Origin of the sequence: Denitratimonas tolerans, assembly GCF_037203605.1 — a bacterium.
Classification (GTDB): domain Bacteria; phylum Pseudomonadota; class Gammaproteobacteria; order Xanthomonadales; family Xanthomonadaceae; genus Denitratimonas; species Denitratimonas tolerans.
In genome coordinates this window covers 23,962-40,112 of record NZ_JBBDHC010000021.1, presented here as the reverse complement: position 1 = coordinate 40,112, position 16,151 = coordinate 23,962, and the positions used below count along the sequence as shown (strand labels likewise).

The window sequence follows — 16,151 nt, the reverse complement described above, 5'->3', positions numbered from 1 at the left end:
GATGTTCACCGTGTAATCCGCCGCCGTCGGGGTGCATACCGAAAGGCTGGTCGGCGTGACCTGCTGGGTGAAGTCGGGATTCTGCGCGCAGTTGTAGCAGACCAGGGCGAAGTCCTGGTCGGTCGGCGTGGCATTGTTCGGCACGCCGTCACCGGCCACGTTGGCCGCCGTCACCGTGATCGAGATCGCGCCGGATGCACCGGCCGGCAGAAAGATGGCCTCGTAGTTGTTCTTGTTGTCGGCCGTCCCTCCGGTGGTGCTCCACTGGCCGCTGAACGCGTTGCCCAGGTAGCTGCTTCCGCCCACGGTCGCCTGGAGGTCCAGGTTGTTGACCTGCGGACTGGTGCCGATGGCACCGGCCGCATCGGTGTAGGTCATGACGATGCGCACCGGCTTGCCCGGATCGGCTACGGCACCGTTCCAGGTCCAGGTTTCGCCGGTTGCGCCGAAGATCTGGGTCTGGTCCAGCAGCGCGCGCGGCGCGTCGTCGAAGGCCAGCTGCATGTTGGGCATGCCGTAGCCTTGGCTGTTGGTCGGCAGGTTGCCGTTGCCCGAGACGCCGGTCAGGTAGGTCGGGTGCGCGACCATGTAGGCCTTCATCATCGCCGGGCTGGGCGTGCTCAGGCCGTATTCGGTCTGCATCCAGCGGTAGTAGAGCGAGGCCACGCCGGCGGCGGCGGGCGTCGAATGGCTGGTGCCCGAGGATGCGGCGAAGACGGTCTGGCCGGGCGGGCGGTACTGATCGCAGACGCTGTCGCCGGCATAGCCGGTGGCGTTGCTGGCGGTGCCCTGGATATGCGTGCCGGGCGCGATGATCTCCGGCTTGACGCGCGAACCGGGCGCGGGGCCGCGGCTGGAGAAGTTGATCACGTCCATGGCGTTGTCGGCACCGGTGGCACCGACTCCGCAGCCGTCCGTCCAGCCCCCCCCTTCGTCGTTCGGGCGCTGGTTCTCCGAGGCACCGACCGTGATCATGTTCTTGCCGTTGCCCGGCGTGCCGACCGTACCCGCACCCGAACCGCTGTTGCCGGCCGCGAACAGGTAGATCATCTGCTGGTTGCCCGACTCGGCCAGGTCCGCGTCGCGCACGCCCACGTCATAGGCCTGCGAGGAGTCGTCATAGCTGCCGGCGCAGCCCGAGCAGCCCCAGGAGTTGGAGCTGATCACCGCGCCCTTGTCCTGTTCGCTCTTGATTACCCCCGTATCGGTATTTCCGCACACCGAGACGTCGTAGGCGCCCGCATTGCGGAAGATCTTGGTGTTGCCGGTGCGGCCGTAGGGATTGATGCCCTGGCCGCGCAGGTAGCCGTTCGCGTCGGTGAACGGAAGCCCGGCGCGCTGGTCATAGCCGCTGATGATGCTGGTGTTGATATGGCCATGGCCGCCGCGTCCGTCGGCCAGGGCATCGGTGGTGCAGTTGTTGGCGTAGACGATGCGGCTGGTAACGCCGTCGCGGAACCGGGTCAGGGTCGAATCGCCGGCACCGTTCACGATGGTGCCGTTGCCCACGCCATCGTCGGTCACGTTGACGAGGGGATAGTCGGCCGGGTTCTGGCTGAAGCCCAGACTGTCCAGCCAGGCCAGGTAGCCGGGCGCGGCCGGGCCGGTGTTTCCGGCGTTGAAGTCACCCGCAAGGATCTGGCCCTGCACCTCGTCCATCTTGTGGCGCGGGAAGCGCTCGCCCACCCACACCACGTCGGGCAGCGCAGCGATGGTCAGGAGGTCCGCGGCGCGAACGGTGATGAGGGTGTTCTCGAAGGCGAGGATCGGGGACCAGTCGGCCTGCACTTCGACCGCCAGGTTCGCCACGGCTTGCTGGGTCGCACTCTTGCCGGTGTGGCTGTACATCTGCACGACCACCGGCACCAGCTCATCCGGCCGGGTCGCTTCGAGGATGCGGCGCTCGATCGATCCACCCAGCTTGTAGGCGGGCTGGAAGCTGCCGCTGAACTGGAGGAAGTCGCCGTCGGCCGCGAGGCCGTCGAGCTTTCCGCGGCTTGCCGCATCGGACCACACCATGTAGCCGTTGGTGGCGACGTACTGCACCAGCCGGGCACCGGTCGCCTCGACCTCATCCAGCCAGGCCTGCTTGATCGGGCCGACGAATTGCACCAGATGCAGCGCCGGACCGGCCGGGGACTTGGCCGCGAGCGTGGGCGGGACATCCCGGACAGCGGTCGTGCTGATCGGATGGCGGTCGAAAAGGATCGCGTCCATCTCCGGATCGATCCGCAGGCGCGCGCGCGCCTCCCCGGACAGGCCGCGCAAGGCTTCGTCGCTGACCCGATACAGGCCGAACGCACCGTAGTCGTGCCACAGGCTCACGCCCGGCGTGGCCGGGTCGAGCTGCCCGGGGGCGGCGATGACTTTGTGGGATTTTGCAGTGGCAGCGCCAATGCCTGCGGCAAGCGCAAGCAGGGTACAACCCGCGGCGGCAAGCGCGCGGCCGTGACTTCTCATACAGGAGTTCTCCCGAAGCGGTTGGATCAATCGAATCTGTGTGTACGACAGCTGAATCGCCAGCGCACGCTAACACAACGCCAACCACTGCCACAGCCCCCCCCGGGAGGCACCGGCGAACGCGTCGGTCATGCGGCAGCCTCGGACAACGCGGGTGCACAGCCTGATCGACACCCGCCCGGAGTGCCCCGCCAGTTATTGCGCGTCGAGGTCGCCCAGGGCCTGGATCAGGCGGCGGGCGCGCTTGTCGGGACGGTGCGCAGGCGGCCGGTAGCCGGCGCGCTCGGCGGCGCGCAGCGCGCGCTGCGCCTCGCGATGGAGGCGCGACTGCTCGTCTTCCCGATAGAGCTGCTGCGCCACGGAAGCCGGCCCGCGCGCGTCGGACAATCCCAGTACAGTGATCTCCCAGGTTTCACCGGCGCGCTCGATGCTCAGCGCATCGCCCACGCGCACCGCGCGCGAGGGCTTGCAGGGCTGGCCGGCGACCTTCACCCTCGAAAGCGTCACGGCCTCCTTGGCCAGCGCCCGGGTCTTGAAAAAACGCGCGGCCCACAGCCACACGTCGATGCGCACGCCTTCGCTCACGGCACCTCGCCATCAGCGGCGTGCTGCGGCGGCTCGATACCCTCGTCGAAGAACTCCAGCGCCTCGGAGTTGAGGCAGTAGCGTTCGAACGTCGGGGCTGGCCCATCCGGGAAGACGTGGCCCAGATGCCCGTCGCAGCGCGCGCAGCGGACCTCGATGCGCACCATGCCGTGGCTGACATCGCGCAGGGCGCTCAGGTGTCCGGGATCGACCGGGCGCGAGAAGCTCGGCCAGCCGGTGCCCGAGTCGAACTTGTCGGCCGAGGAAAACAGCGGCAGGCCGCACAGCGCGCAGGCGTAGCGGCCACTGCGGTGGTTGTCGAGCAGGTTGCCGCAGAACGGTGCCTCGGTGCCGTGCGCCAGGAGGACGTGGCGCTGCTGCGGGCTCAGGCGCGCCGCGAGGCGTTCGCGCTCGCGGCCGGAAAGCGGCACGAGGTCGTAGCCCGAGGCGGATCGCGGGCGCGTCGCGCTCACTGCGGACGCACCTTGTCGGGAAAGGCGTGGCGCAGCTTGGCCACCTTGGGCTGCGCGGCGGCGCGGATGAAGGGCTGCTCGGGATTGAGCGCGGCGTAATCCTGATGGTGGGCCTCGGCCGGGTAGAACGCAGCCAGCGGTTCGAGCGCGGTGACGATGGGCGCGTCGAAAAGCCCCGCAGCGTCCAGTTGCCCGATGTAGCGCTCGGCCAGCTCGCGCTGCGCCTGATCGGCAAAGAACACCGCCGAGCGGTACTGCGTGCCGATGTCCCCGCCCTGCCGGTTGAGCTGGGTGGGGTCGTGCGCCACGGAAAAGAACACCTTGAGGATCTGCCCCAGGCTGATGCGATGCGGGTCGTAGGCGATGCGGATCGCCTCGGCGTGGCCGGTGGTGTTGGTGCACACCGCCTCGTAATTGGCCGTCTCGGCGCTGCCGCCGCTGTAGCCGGAAACCACCTCGATGACGCCGTCGAGCTGGCGATAGACCGCTTCGGTGCACCAGAAACAGCCGCCGGCCAGCACGATCTCGGCGTGCGCGGCATCCGCGTCGGCCGCGGGATCGAACTCGGGATCGGGGAACGATGCCGGCGAGTGGCCGGGCAGCGCGCAGGCAAGCGTCATGACATAATCTCGCAACAGGAACCATTATCGAACATGCGCCCGACGGGAGCGGGCTTCAAGGGCAAGCGTGCCGCGATCAGGATTTCTTGCGCTGGCGCGGGGTGGTGACCAGTGCCGGTATCGGGCTGGGGAACTTCGCGGGACCACCCTTGGCGACGGTTCTGGTCGGAGCCTTCGCCGCCTTGGTCGGAGCCTTCGCCGCCTTGGTCGGAGCCTTTGCCGCCTTGGTCGGAGCCTTCGCCGCCTTGGCGGGAGTCTTTGCGACCGTCTTTGCGGCAGGCTTTGCCGGCGCTTTCGCGGTACCGACCTTGCCGGCGGCCGCAGGTTTTTCCGAAAGCGGTTTCGCCGGCTTGGGCGCGGCGGGCGCTGCCGCGACGCGCCCGCCACGGGCACCCAACTGCTGCAGCGAGGACAGGATCTCACCCAGCCCCGGCACCGATTCAATGAGCTGGCTCAGGTCCGGCAGGGCACCCTTGGGCAGCGCCTCGCCCAACAGCTGGGTGCAGGCACCCTGCCAGTCTTCCAGCGCCGCCTGCACCCCCACGGAAAAACGCGACTGGTGATCGATCGCCTTGGCCAGCAGCGCCTGCCAGCGTTCGGCGTCCAGCGCATCGAAGTGGCCCGCGAAATCGACCGGCAGCGGCGGCAGGGCGTCGAGGGAGAAATCGCGCCGGAAGCGATCCACGCCGGCCAGCCCCTGCCCCAGCCGCACGCCGGCCTCGTCCGCGAACAGGTCGTACCACTGCTGGCCGTGTTCCTGCAGCAGGGCGGCGATGCGCAGGGCCAGGTCGATGTTGGCCTGGTACAGCGCCTTGGGAACCGATGGGGTGGACATGGCAAGCCCTCCAAAATGTACGGGAACCGATCCACGCGCGCCGCGCGGCACCGTGCCTACAGCCTAAACCATCACGCCGCGCGGCGTCGCCCGCGCGCGCGGGAGTTCCGCGGCGGCCCTATTCGGGGCTTTCCGCGCGCGCGTGCCACAGCGCTTCCCAGCCTTCGCGGCCCATCGCCCGCAGCCGCGCCATGTTGCGCTCGTAGATCGCATCGGTGTCTTCGACCGCCTCCACCGCGCGTTCGATCGACGCTTCACGCAGCAGGTGCAGGGTGGGGAACGGCGAGCGGTTGGTGTAGTTGGCCGGGTCGTCGGCCGGGGCATCGCCGAACTGGTAGTCGGGGTGGAAACTTGCGACCTGCAGTTCGCCGTCGAGCTTCATCTCCACGAGCGCCGCGTCGGCGAGATCGAGAAAATCGTTGAACGCGAGAAAATCGCCCAGCACCTGCGGGTGCACCAGCAGGGTGGTTTCGATTTGCGCCTCGTCGGTCACGACGAGGCGCTGCAGCTCTTCGCACAGGTCCAGCAGCAGCGTCTCTTCATCACGCGCCGGGCTGACGACGATGCGAACCTGATCCTTCAGGTACGGCGCGCGGGCGAACGGGCACAGATTGAGGCCGATGACGGCGCGTTCGATCCAGCGCCGGGTGGCGGCAATGACCTCGGCCTCGTCCGGCACCGCGCTCACTCGCCGATGTCCTCGTTCCAGAGTGCCGGCTGTTCGCGCATCAGGCGCGCCATCAGCTCGATGCACTCAGGGTCATCGAGCACCGTCAGTTCCACGCCGCGACTGCGCAGCAGCGCCTCTTCGCCCATGAAGCTGCGGTTCTCGCCGACGATCACGCGCGGGATGCCGTAGAGCAGGATCGCACCCGAGCACATCGCGCAGGGCGAAAGCGTGGTGTAGAGCGTGGCCTCGCGGTACACGCTGGCGGGCTGGCGGCCGGCGTTCTCGAAGGCGTCCATTTCCCCGTGCAGGATCGGGCTGCCGTTCTGCACCCGGCGGTTGTGGCCGCGCCCGATGATGCGCCCCGCGTGCACGATCACCGATCCGATCGGAATCCCGCCTTCGGCGTAACCGGCGCGCGCTTCGTCGATGGCGGCCCGCATGAACTCATCCATGGAATGCTCCTTTCAGCGTGGTGCGTAGTAGGGGGTTTCGCCGCTGCCGTGGTCGGTGACATCGCGCACGCCGGTGACGCCGGGCACCTTGGTCAGCAGGGTTTTCTCCACGCCCTGCTTGAGCGTCACATCCACCATGCCGCAGCCGTGGCAGCCGCCGCCGAAGCGCAGCAGCACGATGCCCTCGCTGGTGATGCCTTCGAGCTTGACGCGCCCGCCGTGGCTGGCGAGCTGGGGGTTCACGACGCTGTCGAGGGTGTAGCGCACGCGGTCTTCGAGCGCCGCATCGGCACCCATGCGCTCGCCCTTGAGCCCCGGCGCGCGGATGTTGAGCTCGCCGCCGGTCGGCGTGACCTGGTAATCAACCTCGGCCTCGGCAAAGAACGGCGCGCTGGCGGCATCCAGATACAGGGTGAAGCCCTCGCAGGCGATGGCCAGCTCGCGGCCATCGAGATCGCCGGCATCGCAAAACTCCAGCCGCACCTCGGCCGAAGGCGTGCCGGGCTCGCTGGCACCCAGGCGGATGCCGACGGCATCGCCGCCCTGGCTTTCCAGCAGGCGGCGGAAGTGCTGCTGCGCGTGGTCGCTGATCTGGATCATGGGCACATCATCGCAATGAACACCGCCATTCTATCGCCGCGCGCCGGCGTGTTTCCGGGCCCGCCGTATACTTTCGCCCTGCCCGTCACGGAATCACGCCATGTCCCGCCTTCAGCAACTCGCGCAACAGCACTGCCGCCCGCTGCGCGGTGCCGAGCATCGCATCGCGCCCGCCGCCGCCGCGCAGCGGCTGGCCGACCTGCCCGATTGGGCGCTGGTCGAGGAAGGCGGCGCGATCACCCGCAGCTTCCGCTTTCCAGACTATTACCGGACGATGGCCTTCGTGAACGCGCTGGCCTTCATCGCACACCGCGAAGACCACCACCCGGACCTCGGCGTGCACTACGACCGCTGTGTGGTGCGCTACTCCACCCACGACGTCGGCGGGCTTTCCGACAACGACTTCATCTGCGCCGCCAAGGCGACCCTGCTGGCCGGCGACGGCGACGCCTGATCCCGGCGCGTGAACCGCCGGATCGCCCAGCCGCTCCTCTTTCCGGTGCTCGTGCTGGCGGGATTCTGGCTCCTTTCCCAGCTCACCGTGGCCACCTGGCTGGCGCGCGAGGCCAATCAGCGGCAGGCCGATTGGGCGCAGGGCCTTTCCCCATGGCGCTGGGATTTCAGCCAACCCGCCGCCGTGGTGCGTCCCGGCAGCCACGGGCTGGATGCGGCGCGCGGCACCCGCGACGGGCTGGACATCACCCTGCCCGAGGACGGTATCGCCAACCTCTCGCTGGCCCTGCGCGGCGAGCGCATCGACACGCGCGCCGTCAGCCGTGTGCGCATGGAACTGGAGGCCGGCGCACCGGCGCGCCTGATGCTCCTGGCGGGCAGCACCGGCCCGCCTTCGGTGTGGCTGGATGCCACCGTGGACCCCGGCCCGACGGCGCTGGAACTTGCGCTGCAGCCGTTCGATGCCGCGCCCGGCGCATCCCGCGCTCCGCCCGACGGCCTGTTCCTGCGCATCGAATCCGCGCCCGGAACCCGCCTCACGCTGCAAGCCCTCGCGCTGCGCGCCGCGCCCTGCGCCGGTTCCGGATGCCCCGGCCAGCCGCACGCCGCGCCGTTCTTCACGATGCCCGAGCGCCTGCTCGCCTGGCGCGACGCGCGGCTGGTCGAGCATCCCGCAGCGGCGATCGAAGCCGCAGGCTGGCTCGGCAGCGCCGCGCGCGCCCTTGCGCGCCTCACGCCCGAGCTTCCTCAAGCCTTCTGGCGCATCCTGACGCTGCCGCTCGCGCTGCTGGTGCTGTTCGCGCTCGCGCGGCGGCGCGCGGCGCGCACGCAAACGCCCGCTCCCGCCTCCCGCCCGCTGGCGGAACTCGCGATCGGCCTGGGCCTGCCGCTCGCCCTGCTGCTCGCCGGCTGGCCCGCGCGCGAGACCCCGCTCGCCATCACGATCAGCTTTGCCGCCTGTGTGCTCGCGCTCGCGCTTTTCCCTGCGCCCGACCCGCCGCGCTGGCGCGGGTCGGGTGATCGCAACGCATGGCGCGCCGCGCTGGTTTTCACCCTTGCAGCCGGCCTCCTGCTCGCTCCGCTCGGCGGGCTCGACGACAGCGCCAGCGCGCCGCGCGACAGCGCGCGCTTCCTGCGCTATCCGCTCTGGGCGCTGGTGCAGCAGTGGCTGCTGCTCGTCGCCATCGCCCCGCGCCTGCGCCTCCTGATTCCCGACGCGCGCCTCGCCGCGCTCGCCTGCGGCGTGGCCTTCGGCCTGCTGCACGCCCCCAACTTCGCCCTGATGGCCTTCACCTTCGCCGGCGGCACCGTCTGGGCCTGGCTCGGCTGGCGTCACCGCGCCCTGCTCCCGCTCGCCGCCAGCCACGCCGCGCTCGGCCTCTGGCTCGTCCACCTCGCCCCCACCTGGCTGCTGCGCTCGGCGGAAATCGGCGGGCGGTATTTGATGGCGCCGTGAAGGAGCCCCACCCGCTCACGCTCGGGAACACCAGCGCAACATCATCGCCACTGATTGGTCCCACCATCGACCAACCCTCCGATCGACGGGGAACGCTCGCCCGGCACTCCTTCCTTGCGGCAGTGCAACATCGTTCCTACACTGCGCGTTCCCGTACCACGCCATGCCGAGTCACGCCATGCAGCTCAACGTCCTCAAGGCCAAGATCCACCGCGCCCGCGTCACCCACGCGGAGCTTCACTACGAGGGTTCGTGCGCGATCGACGGGGTGCTGCTGGATGCCAGCGGCATCCGCGAATACGAGCAGATCCACATCTACGACGTGAACAACGGCGAGCGTTTCGTCACCTACGCGATCCGCGCGCAGGACGGCAGCGGGATCATCTCGGTGAACGGCGCGGCGGCGCACAAGGCGAAGGTGGATGATCTGGTGATCATCTGCGCCTACGGCGTGATCGACGAGGCGGCGATGGCGCAGCACAAGCCGACCCTGGTCTATCCCGACGGGAAGAACGCGATCGCGCGCATCGGCAACGCGATTCCGGTGCAGGCGGCGTAACCGCTCCGCCGCGCCGGCGTCGTGCCGGCGCTTCGTGTCTTCGGCCGTGCGGATTCAGCCGCGCAGGCCGAGGAAGTCCGGGCTGGCGATCAGGCGCAGCGCATCCAGCCGCAGGCGCGCTTGCGGAATCGCGGCGCGCAAGGCGTCGCGTTCGTCGCGCAGCGCAGCGATTTCCTCCGGATGCACCGCCGGGTTCACCCGCGCCAGCGCCTCCAGCCGCGTGATCTCGTCCTCGAACAGCGCCTCCATGTCGGCCAGCGCCGCGGCAATGGCGTCCTGCGCCTGCGCCGCGACGCCGCTGCGGGTCGCCTCCAGCATCGGCGGCACCAGCGTATTGAGGATGCGGCGGTGGCGGGTGAGGTCGATGGGCCGCTCGCCCGCGCGCTGCAGCGCGCGCAGGCCGGGCGCGAAGTCGCTGCGGTCGGCCAGGCGCGTATCGACCACCGCGCGCAGCGGCAGCGGGGCGAGGTAGCGCGGCACGCCAAGGCGCCGGTCGGCGACGCATTCGAGCACGTAGGCGGCCTCCAGCAGCACGCTGCGCGGCGGCAGCGCGTCGTCGATCAGGCAGGCGGCGTTGCCCAGTTCGGAAGAGATCAGCAGGTCGCCGCCCGAATGCAGCAGCGGATGATCGTCGCGCAGGTAGAGGAGGTCGTCGCGCGCCAGCGCGATGGCGCGGTCCAGGGTCGCCTGCCGCGGCCCGCTCTTGAACTCTTCGAAGGCGTCGAGGGTGAGGTACTCGGGGTCGAGCAGCACCACGCCCGGTTCCAGCGTTTCGTTCTGCACGCCGAACTGTTCGAGCAGCCGCCAGGCGAAATCGTCGGTGGCGGCGTGGCGGTCATCGCGTGCCAGCGCGTCGCGCAGGAGGCTCTGGTCGGCACCGCGCTGGCTGGCCAGTTCGAGCAGGCGGTCGCGTCCGCGCGCGATGAGTTCGGACAGGCGCGCGTGTTCGCGCCGGGTTTCCCCGAGCATCGTCTCGAACGCCGCCTCGCGCGCCTCGCCCGGGCCGTAGTCCGCCACCAGCCGCAGCAGGCGATCGCCGAACAGGCGCATCAGCTCGCGTCCGTCGGCGCAGACCCGCTCGAACGCCTCCAGCCCTTCGTCGTACCAGCGCAGCAGCACGTCCTGCGCGCTGTCTTCCACCGCCACGGCGTGGATGTTGACGTCGCCGCGCTGGCCGATGCGATCGAGCCGGCCGATGCGCTGTTCGAGCATGTCCGGATCGAGCGGCAGATCCCACAGCACCAGATGCTGGGCGAACTGGAAGTTGCGCCCCTCGGCGCCGATTTCCGAGGCGATCAGCAGGCGCGCGCCATCGGCTTGCGCGAACCAGGCGGCGTTGCGGTCGCGCTGCAGGAGGTTCATGTCCTCGTGGAAGCGCGCCAGCGCGACGCCGCTGCGGGTGCGCAGCGCATCTTCGAGCGCCTGCACCTTGGCGCGGGTGCGGCACAGCAGCAGCACCTTGTGCGGCGCGAGCGATTCGAGCACGCCGAGCAGCCATTCCAGCCTCGGATCGCGGCTGTAGTCGTACTCCGGCTCCAGCCGGCCGGGCGCGCCGGCATCGGCGAGGAACTCGGCCATGAGGCGTCCGTCGAGCGCCGGATCGTGGTCCTCGGGCCGCAGCCGGTAGAGGTTTTTGACGCGCTCGGGGAAGCCACCCACGGCGGCGCGGCGGTTGCGGATCATCACCCGTCCGGTGCCGTGGCGATCGATCAGCGCGTCCACCAGCCGCCGCCGCGCCGCCGCGTCGCCGCGCCGGATGGCATCCAGCTGCGCATCGCCAAGGCCGGCGTCGACTTCGCGCAGCGCGGCCTCATCGCCCGCATCCAGCGGCGAGCCGTCCAGCAGGCGCTCCACCGTGCCCGACAGCGCGACGAATCGCTGCGTCTCGCGCTCGAACTCCGCCAGATCGCGATAGCGCGCCGGATCGAGCAGCCGCAGGCGCGCGAAGTGCCCGCTCAAGCCGAGCTGCTCGGGCGTGGCGGTGAGCAGGATCGCGCCGGGCACGCGCTCGGCCAGCGACTGGGCCAGCGCGTATTCCGGGCTGGCGTTGCCCGGTTCCCAGGCCAGGTGATGGGCCTCGTCGATCACCAGAAGATCCCAGCCGGCCTCGCGCGCCTGCGCGGCGCGCTTGGCACTGCGCGCCAGCCAGTTCGTGGCGGCGATGACGCCCTGCTCGTCCTCGAACGGATTGCGGCCGTCGCCGCCCATTTCGATCGACTCGCAGCGCTCCTCGTCGAAGATCGCGAAATCCAGGTTGAAGCGCCGGCGCAGCTCGACGAACCACTGGTGCACGAGGCTTTCGGGAACCAGAACGAGCACGCGGCTGGCGCGCCCGCTGGCGAGCTGCTGGGCGATGATCAGCCCGGCTTCGATGGTCTTGCCCAGCCCGACCTCATCGGCCAGCAGCAGGCGCGGCGGGCGGCGCTCGGCGGCAACCTCGGCCACGCGAAGCTGGTGCGCGATCACGTCGATGCGCGCCGCCAGCACGCCCCATCCGGGATGCCGCTGCGCGGCGGCACGGCGGCGCAGCAGCTCCTGACGGAAGTCGAACTGGTCGCTGCGGTCGAGACGACCCGAGATCAGCCGCGAATCGGCCTGCGACACAGGCTGCTGGGCGTCGAGCTGGCCTTCGTGGAAGACCTGCGCATCGCAGCAGTAGGCGTACAGCCCGTCGGCGTGCTCGATCGACTCGATCACCCACTCGCGCCCCTCCACCCGCACGCTTTCCCCCACGCGGAACTCGGCGCGCGCCAGCGGCGCGGATTCGAAGGCGTACTGGCGCACCACGCCCGAGCCGGTGAAAACGATCTGCACGGAGCGGCCGGCGAGCCGCATGACGGTGCCGAGGCCAAGTTCGGGCTCAGCGGTGGAAAACCAGCGCTGGCCGGGGACGAATTGCGATGCGGTCATCCGTCGATTTTACCCGCAATGACGCCCGGCAAGGGCATCACGATCGCCACAGGCCGCAGGGCGCGGCGGCGCGTCCTTCAGCGTGCCAGCCAGGTCGCAACCATGGCCAGCGCAGCGGGAAGGGCCTGCACGAACAGGATCTTGCGGCTCGCGGTCGCCGCACCGAAGACGCCGGCCACGACCACGCAGCCCAGAAAGAACAGGCGGATCGAAAAACCCTCCGCGCCCAGCCACAGCCCCCACGCCAGACCGGCCGCAAGAAAGCCGTTGTAGAGGCCCTGATTGGCGGCCAGCGCGCGGGTCTGCTGCGCGAACTCGGGAGCGAGCCCGAAGGTGCGCCGCCCCTTCGGCGTGGTCCAGAGGAACATCTCCAGCACCAGGAACCAGAGCTGCAGGAGGGCGACGAGGGCGGTGAGGATCTGCGCGGTAAGGGACATGGGACAGGGCCGGGAACTGGGGATCGGGAATTGGCTTTCACGCCCGGCTCGTCGCTTCCGCAGGCTTTCGGGGAAGGCCTGAACAAATATCCATCGTCTTCCAGTCTTCACTGGAATGACGACTTTTGCTCGGAGGTTCCCTGGCGGGAATGACGAGCGGAGGAACCGGACTGATCAGGTTCCGGAATGGCACCTGACGGCAGGGCAGCTTGGCCGGCAAGGATGGACAGGGGTGCCAAAGCCTGTCAAGGCTTGCCCTCGACTGCGCTCACCGCATTGGCGATGGCTCGACGCGCCCGCTGCGTCGTCTCGGTGCCGCACTCGGACGGGAAACCCCGTGCTTCCTGCGCCAGCGTGTCCGGTTTTCGCACTGCGTCCTGTATCTGGTGGAGTTATCCACGCGCAGGAAGCTTGTCATGACTCGTCGCATCACCGCCATTGCCGCACTGCTCGCCGGCCTGCTGACGGTTGGCGCACAAGCGGCAACGTTCAACGTCACCAGTCAGGCCGACAGCGGCACCGGGACGCTGAGAGCTGCCATCATCAGCGCCAACGCCACCCCCGACACGCCGCACACCATCGCGTTCGTGGCACCGTTTACCGTTGGCGGTTCCGTGAACCTGCTGAGCCTGCTGCCGACAATCACGGCAAAGGACCTGACGATCATGGGAGGCACCATCCGACCCACAATCAGCGGGCAGGGCGTCCAACAGATTCTTCGCGTGGGCGAGAACAACATCAATCTGAGCATCAGCAACCTGGAGTTCAGCCGCGGCCATGCAGCGCAGAAAGGCGGCTGCATCGCCGAGGTATCAAACACGCCGCCCACGGTCGGCACCCTGCGCCTGGATTTCGTCATCTTCAGCGAATGCTCTGCCAGCGCCACCAGCCTGGCGTACGGCGGCGCGATCTACTGGCCGCGAAACGGGGGCGATCTCCAGATCAATCACAGCCGCTTCAGCGCCAACTCGGTGACGGCAACCGCGACGACCGGGCAATCGCAATCAGGAGGTGGTGCCGTGTACGCACATTCTGACGTCACGATCACCAACAGCCTTTTTGAAAACAACGAGGCAATCACGGTGAGCACCATAACCGGAGGCCTCGCCTCCGGCGGCGCGCTGGCGCTGGGAGGCGTCGACCGCATATTCGAAATCAGCGGCTCCACCTTTCTCGGCAACTCCGCCTCACCCGGTGCCGCAGCAGGATACGGCGGTGCCGTCCACCAGCTTTGCGACCACTGCATCCTCGAGATCCGGCGAAGCTACTTTCGCGACAACTCGGCCACGCATGGCGCAGGAATCAAGACGCAAAAGTTCGGTGCCGGCCCGGACGATGTCTTGACGATTCTGACCAACAGCAGCTTTGTCGGCAATCACGCAGCGGTCGCAGGAGGCGCGGTACACACCTTTTCGACCAGACTCTCCCTGTCCAACAACACATTTCACAACAATGGTGCCATGAACGGCGCGCATGTGAATTTTGGCTCGAGTACGTCGCTGATGATCGCGAAGGCCAATCTGTTTGCGCCCACGGCTTCGGGAAGCGCCTGCGGCAGCAGCGTCACGCTCCCGAGTCCCCATCTGATCGCGGCCAATCTCTTCAGCGATGCAAGCTGTGGAGCGATCTCGGCGGGCGCGCTGCCGAACGCCCCGCTCGGCACCATCACGATCGACGAAACGCCGGGGCAGGTCGGCGTGGTGCAATTCACCGGCAGCGCCGTGATCGATTCAATCAGCGACGGCGCGCTGTGCCAGCCGATCGACGCACGCTCGCAGCCGCGCCCGACCGATGGTGATGGAGACGGCCTGGCGCTCTGCGACGTTGGCGCGTACGAACACCAGGGCGCGTGGCTCTTTCGCGATGGCTTTGAAAACTGACCTGCCGCGTCACGCCGTCAGGCAGCGCACCCGCCAGTCGTCGCCGACCCTGCGTTCGTCCACCATGCGCAGCCGCCAGCGGTCGGCCATGTCGGTGAGCGGCGGCAGCGCCAGCAGCGCGCGCGCATCGGATCCGAGCAGCACCGGCGCGACGTAGAGCAGCAGCTCGTCCACCAGCCCCTGCGCGAACAGCGCGCCGGCCAGCGTCGGGCCGGCTTCGACCTGCACCTCGCCGATGTCGCGCGCGGCGAGGTGCTCGAGCGCGACGGCCAGCGAAAGGCCGCCGGTGCCTTGCGGCAGCGGCTCGCATTCGACCCGCGCAAAGCGCGCGTCGGGCGTCGCACTGGCGGCATGGAAGCACAGCGTCGGCACGCTGCCATCGAGCAGGTTCGCCGCTGCCGGCGTGCGCAGGTGGCGATCCAGCACCACGCGCAGCGGCGGCGCGATATCGGCGTCTGGCACGCGCGCGGTCAGGCGCGGATCGTCCGCCAGCACGGTGCCGCTGCCGGTGAGGATCGCTCCCGCGCGCGCGCGCCAGCGCTGCACGTCGGCGCGCGCGGCCTCGCCGGTGATCCACTTGGATTCGCCGTTGCCCAGCGCGGTGCGCCCGTCCAGGCTCATCGCCAGCTTCACCCGCAGCCACGGCCGGCCGCGCTCGATGCGCGAAAGGAAGCCGCGATCGAGTTCGCGCGCCTGGGCCTCCAGCAGCCCGAAGGCGACGTCGATGCCGGCGGCGCGCAGGCGATCGAAGCCTGCGCCATTCACCGTCAGGAACGGATCGCGCAGCGCCGCGACCACGCGTGCCACGCCCGAATCGACCAGCGCGTCCACGCACGGCGGCGTGCGCCCGTGGTGGGCGCAGGGCTCCAGCGTGACGTAGGCGGTCGCGCCGCGCGCGCGTTCGCCGGCCGCACGCAGCGCGAACACCTCCGCGTGCGGACCGCCGGCGCGCTGGTGCCAGCCTTCGCCAACGACCTCATCGCCGCGCGCGATCACGCAGCCGACCATCGGATTGGGCCGCGTGGTGTACGCGCCGCGCTCGGCCAGGCGCAGGGCGCGCGCCATCAGGGCGTGGTCGGTGGCGGAAAAGCCGGAAGCGGGGAATCGGGAATCGGGAATCGTCACGGCGGCGGCTCGCGACTCAGCGCTTGCGGCCCTTGTCTGCCGTCTTGCCGAACGGCACCACCTCGCCCGCCAGCAGCGGCAGCTGTTCCTGCCCGCCGGGCAGGTCGCGCTCCAGCATCTCGATCTCCTCGCGGAAATCGGCCACGTCCTCGAAGGCGCGGTAGACCGAGGCGAAGCGCACGTAGCCGACGTGGTCGAGGCGACGCATCTGGGTCATCACGAAATCCCCCAGCCGGCGCGAGGCCAACTCGCGCTCGCCGGACGCGCGCGCCTGCTGCACCACCGCGCGCACCGCGGCATCGATCTGCGCCTGCGGCACCGGCCGCTTGTGCAGGGCGCGCTCCATCGACTGGCGCAGCTTGTCGATATCGAACGGCTCGCGCCGCCCGTCGCCCTTGACCACCGTGGGCAGCTTCACCTCGGCGGTTTCCGTGGTGTTGAAGCGCTCCCCGCACTGCGCGCACTCGCGCCTGCGCCGGATCGATCCGCCGTCCTCACTGACGCGCGAATCGATGACGCGGGTGTCTTCGTGGTGGCAGAAAGGACAATGCATTTGGGCGGAAATGGGGAATGGGGAATAGAGAAGAGCGGGGCGTCGGGGGTACCGAGAACCGGCCATTCCCGATTCCCGATTCC

Annotated in this window: 16 protein-coding genes; 4 read left to right on the top strand and 12 right to left on the bottom strand. The window is 69.4% G+C overall.

Annotated elements, in window-relative coordinates; genetic code table 11:
- From WB794_RS12620 to WB794_RS12585, 8 genes are all read right to left on the bottom strand, one after another.
- A partial coding sequence (locus WB794_RS12620; RefSeq protein ID WP_337336216.1) for a S8 family serine peptidase occupies positions 1–2,460 on the bottom strand: 2,460 nt, incomplete at its 3' end.
- Positions 2,461–2,655: 195 nt separating this feature from the next.
- Complete coding sequence (locus WB794_RS12615) at positions 2,656–3,045, bottom strand: RNA-binding S4 domain-containing protein (RefSeq protein ID WP_337336215.1); 390 nt, start codon at positions 3,043–3,045, stop codon at positions 2,656–2,658.
- Positions 3,042–3,518 (bottom strand): peptide-methionine (R)-S-oxide reductase MsrB, encoded by a 477-nt coding sequence (gene msrB, locus WB794_RS12610; RefSeq protein ID WP_337336214.1) that lies wholly within the window; start codon positions 3,516–3,518, stop codon positions 3,042–3,044. The genes WB794_RS12615 and msrB overlap by 4 nt, the downstream gene beginning before the upstream one ends.
- Positions 3,515–4,138: a peptide-methionine (S)-S-oxide reductase MsrA gene (gene msrA, locus WB794_RS12605; protein WP_337336213.1), complete on the bottom strand. Its 624-nt coding sequence runs from the start codon at positions 4,136–4,138 to the stop codon at positions 3,515–3,517. Before msrA ends, msrB begins: the two co-directional genes overlap by 4 nt.
- Positions 4,139–4,214: 76 nt before the next feature.
- Positions 4,215–4,973, bottom strand: a complete 759-nt coding sequence (locus tag WB794_RS12600) for a hypothetical protein (protein ID WP_337336212.1) — start codon at positions 4,971–4,973, stop codon at positions 4,215–4,217.
- Positions 4,974–5,091: 118 nt separating this feature from the next.
- Entirely contained in the window at positions 5,092–5,661 is a 570-nt protein-coding gene (locus WB794_RS12595) for a DUF1415 domain-containing protein (protein WP_337336211.1), read from the bottom strand.
- Entirely contained in the window at positions 5,658–6,095 is a 438-nt protein-coding gene (locus WB794_RS12590; RefSeq protein ID WP_337336210.1) for a nucleoside deaminase, read from the bottom strand. The genes WB794_RS12595 and WB794_RS12590 overlap by 4 nt, the downstream gene beginning before the upstream one ends.
- Before the next feature lie 12 nt (positions 6,096–6,107).
- Positions 6,108–6,695 (bottom strand): NfuA family Fe-S biogenesis protein, encoded by a 588-nt coding sequence (locus WB794_RS12585; protein ID WP_337336209.1) that lies wholly within the window; start codon positions 6,693–6,695, stop codon positions 6,108–6,110.
- A gap of 100 nt (positions 6,696–6,795) precedes the next feature.
- Here WB794_RS12585 and WB794_RS12580 point away from each other — a divergent pair, with 100 nt between their 5' ends.
- The 3 genes from WB794_RS12580 (at position 6,796) to panD (ending at position 9,163) form a co-directional block, all read left to right on the top strand.
- A complete protein-coding gene (locus tag WB794_RS12580) occupies positions 6,796–7,149 on the top strand; it encodes a 4a-hydroxytetrahydrobiopterin dehydratase (protein ID WP_337336208.1) in 354 nt (117 codons plus the stop codon).
- A gap of 9 nt (positions 7,150–7,158) precedes the next feature.
- Positions 7,159–8,604 (top strand): CPBP family glutamic-type intramembrane protease, encoded by a 1,446-nt coding sequence (locus WB794_RS12575; RefSeq protein WP_337336207.1) that lies wholly within the window; start codon positions 7,159–7,161, stop codon positions 8,602–8,604.
- Between the two features lie 178 nt (positions 8,605–8,782).
- Positions 8,783–9,163 carry an aspartate 1-decarboxylase gene (gene panD, locus WB794_RS12570; RefSeq protein WP_337336206.1) on the top strand — a complete coding sequence of 127 codons (381 nt, stop codon included), beginning with the start codon at positions 8,783–8,785 and terminating at the stop codon, positions 9,161–9,163.
- 54 nt (positions 9,164–9,217) lie between these two features.
- Here the strand turns inward: panD and rapA are convergent, their stop codons facing one another.
- Together rapA and WB794_RS12560 are read right to left on the bottom strand one after the other, a co-directional pair.
- The gene (gene rapA / locus WB794_RS12565) at positions 9,218–12,073 is read right to left on the bottom strand and encodes an RNA polymerase-associated protein RapA (RefSeq protein WP_337336205.1); all 2,856 of its coding nucleotides are present in this window, start codon (positions 12,071–12,073) and stop codon (positions 9,218–9,220) included.
- A gap of 77 nt (positions 12,074–12,150) precedes the next feature.
- Entirely contained in the window at positions 12,151–12,510 is a 360-nt protein-coding gene (locus tag WB794_RS12560) for a DUF1304 domain-containing protein (RefSeq protein ID WP_337336204.1), read from the bottom strand.
- 416 nt (positions 12,511–12,926) lie between these two features.
- Here WB794_RS12560 and WB794_RS12555 point away from each other — a divergent pair, with 416 nt between their 5' ends.
- The gene (locus WB794_RS12555) at positions 12,927–14,390 is read left to right on the top strand and encodes a hypothetical protein (protein WP_337336203.1); all 1,464 of its coding nucleotides are present in this window, start codon (positions 12,927–12,929) and stop codon (positions 14,388–14,390) included.
- Positions 14,391–14,399: 9 nt separating this feature from the next.
- Here the strand turns inward: WB794_RS12555 and ribD are convergent, their stop codons facing one another.
- Both ribD and nrdR read right to left on the bottom strand, forming a co-directional pair.
- Positions 14,400–15,455: a bifunctional diaminohydroxyphosphoribosylaminopyrimidine deaminase/5-amino-6-(5-phosphoribosylamino)uracil reductase RibD gene (gene ribD / locus WB794_RS12550; protein WP_415926697.1), complete on the bottom strand. Its 1,056-nt coding sequence runs from the start codon at positions 15,453–15,455 to the stop codon at positions 14,400–14,402.
- A gap of 76 nt (positions 15,456–15,531) precedes the next feature.
- Positions 15,532–16,068, bottom strand: coding sequence for a transcriptional regulator NrdR (nrdR, locus tag WB794_RS12545; RefSeq protein ID WP_337336201.1), 537 nt, complete (start codon positions 16,066–16,068; stop codon positions 15,532–15,534).
- Positions 16,069–16,151 lie beyond the last annotated feature (83 nt).

Excerpts from the sequence above, each read along its gene's own strand:
- WB794_RS12590 (WP_337336210.1), bottom strand. The coding sequence starts at position 6,095 with ATGGATGAGTTCATGCGGGCCGCCATCGACGAAGCGCGCGCCGGTTAC.
- WB794_RS12560 (WP_337336204.1), bottom strand. The coding sequence starts at position 12,510 with ATGTCCCTTACCGCGCAGATCCTCACCGCCCTCGTCGCCCTCCTGCAG.
- WB794_RS12585 (WP_337336209.1), bottom strand. The coding sequence starts at position 6,695 with ATGATCCAGATCAGCGACCACGCGCAGCAGCACTTCCGCCGCCTGCTG.
- WB794_RS12555 (WP_337336203.1), top strand. The coding sequence starts at position 12,927 with ATGACTCGTCGCATCACCGCCATTGCCGCACTGCTCGCCGGCCTGCTG.
- msrA (WP_337336213.1), bottom strand. The coding sequence starts at position 4,138 with ATGACGCTTGCCTGCGCGCTGCCCGGCCACTCGCCGGCATCGTTCCCC.
- ribD (WP_415926697.1), bottom strand. The coding sequence starts at position 15,455 with ATGGCGCGCGCCCTGCGCCTGGCCGAGCGCGGCGCGTACACCACGCGG.
- panD (WP_337336206.1), top strand. The coding sequence starts at position 8,783 with ATGCAGCTCAACGTCCTCAAGGCCAAGATCCACCGCGCCCGCGTCACC.
- rapA (WP_337336205.1), bottom strand. The coding sequence starts at position 12,073 with ATGACCGCATCGCAATTCGTCCCCGGCCAGCGCTGGTTTTCCACCGCT.
- nrdR (WP_337336201.1), bottom strand. The coding sequence starts at position 16,068 with ATGCATTGTCCTTTCTGCCACCACGAAGACACCCGCGTCATCGATTCG.
- WB794_RS12600 (WP_337336212.1), bottom strand. The coding sequence starts at position 4,973 with ATGTCCACCCCATCGGTTCCCAAGGCGCTGTACCAGGCCAACATCGAC.
- WB794_RS12580 (WP_337336208.1), top strand. The coding sequence starts at position 6,796 with ATGTCCCGCCTTCAGCAACTCGCGCAACAGCACTGCCGCCCGCTGCGC.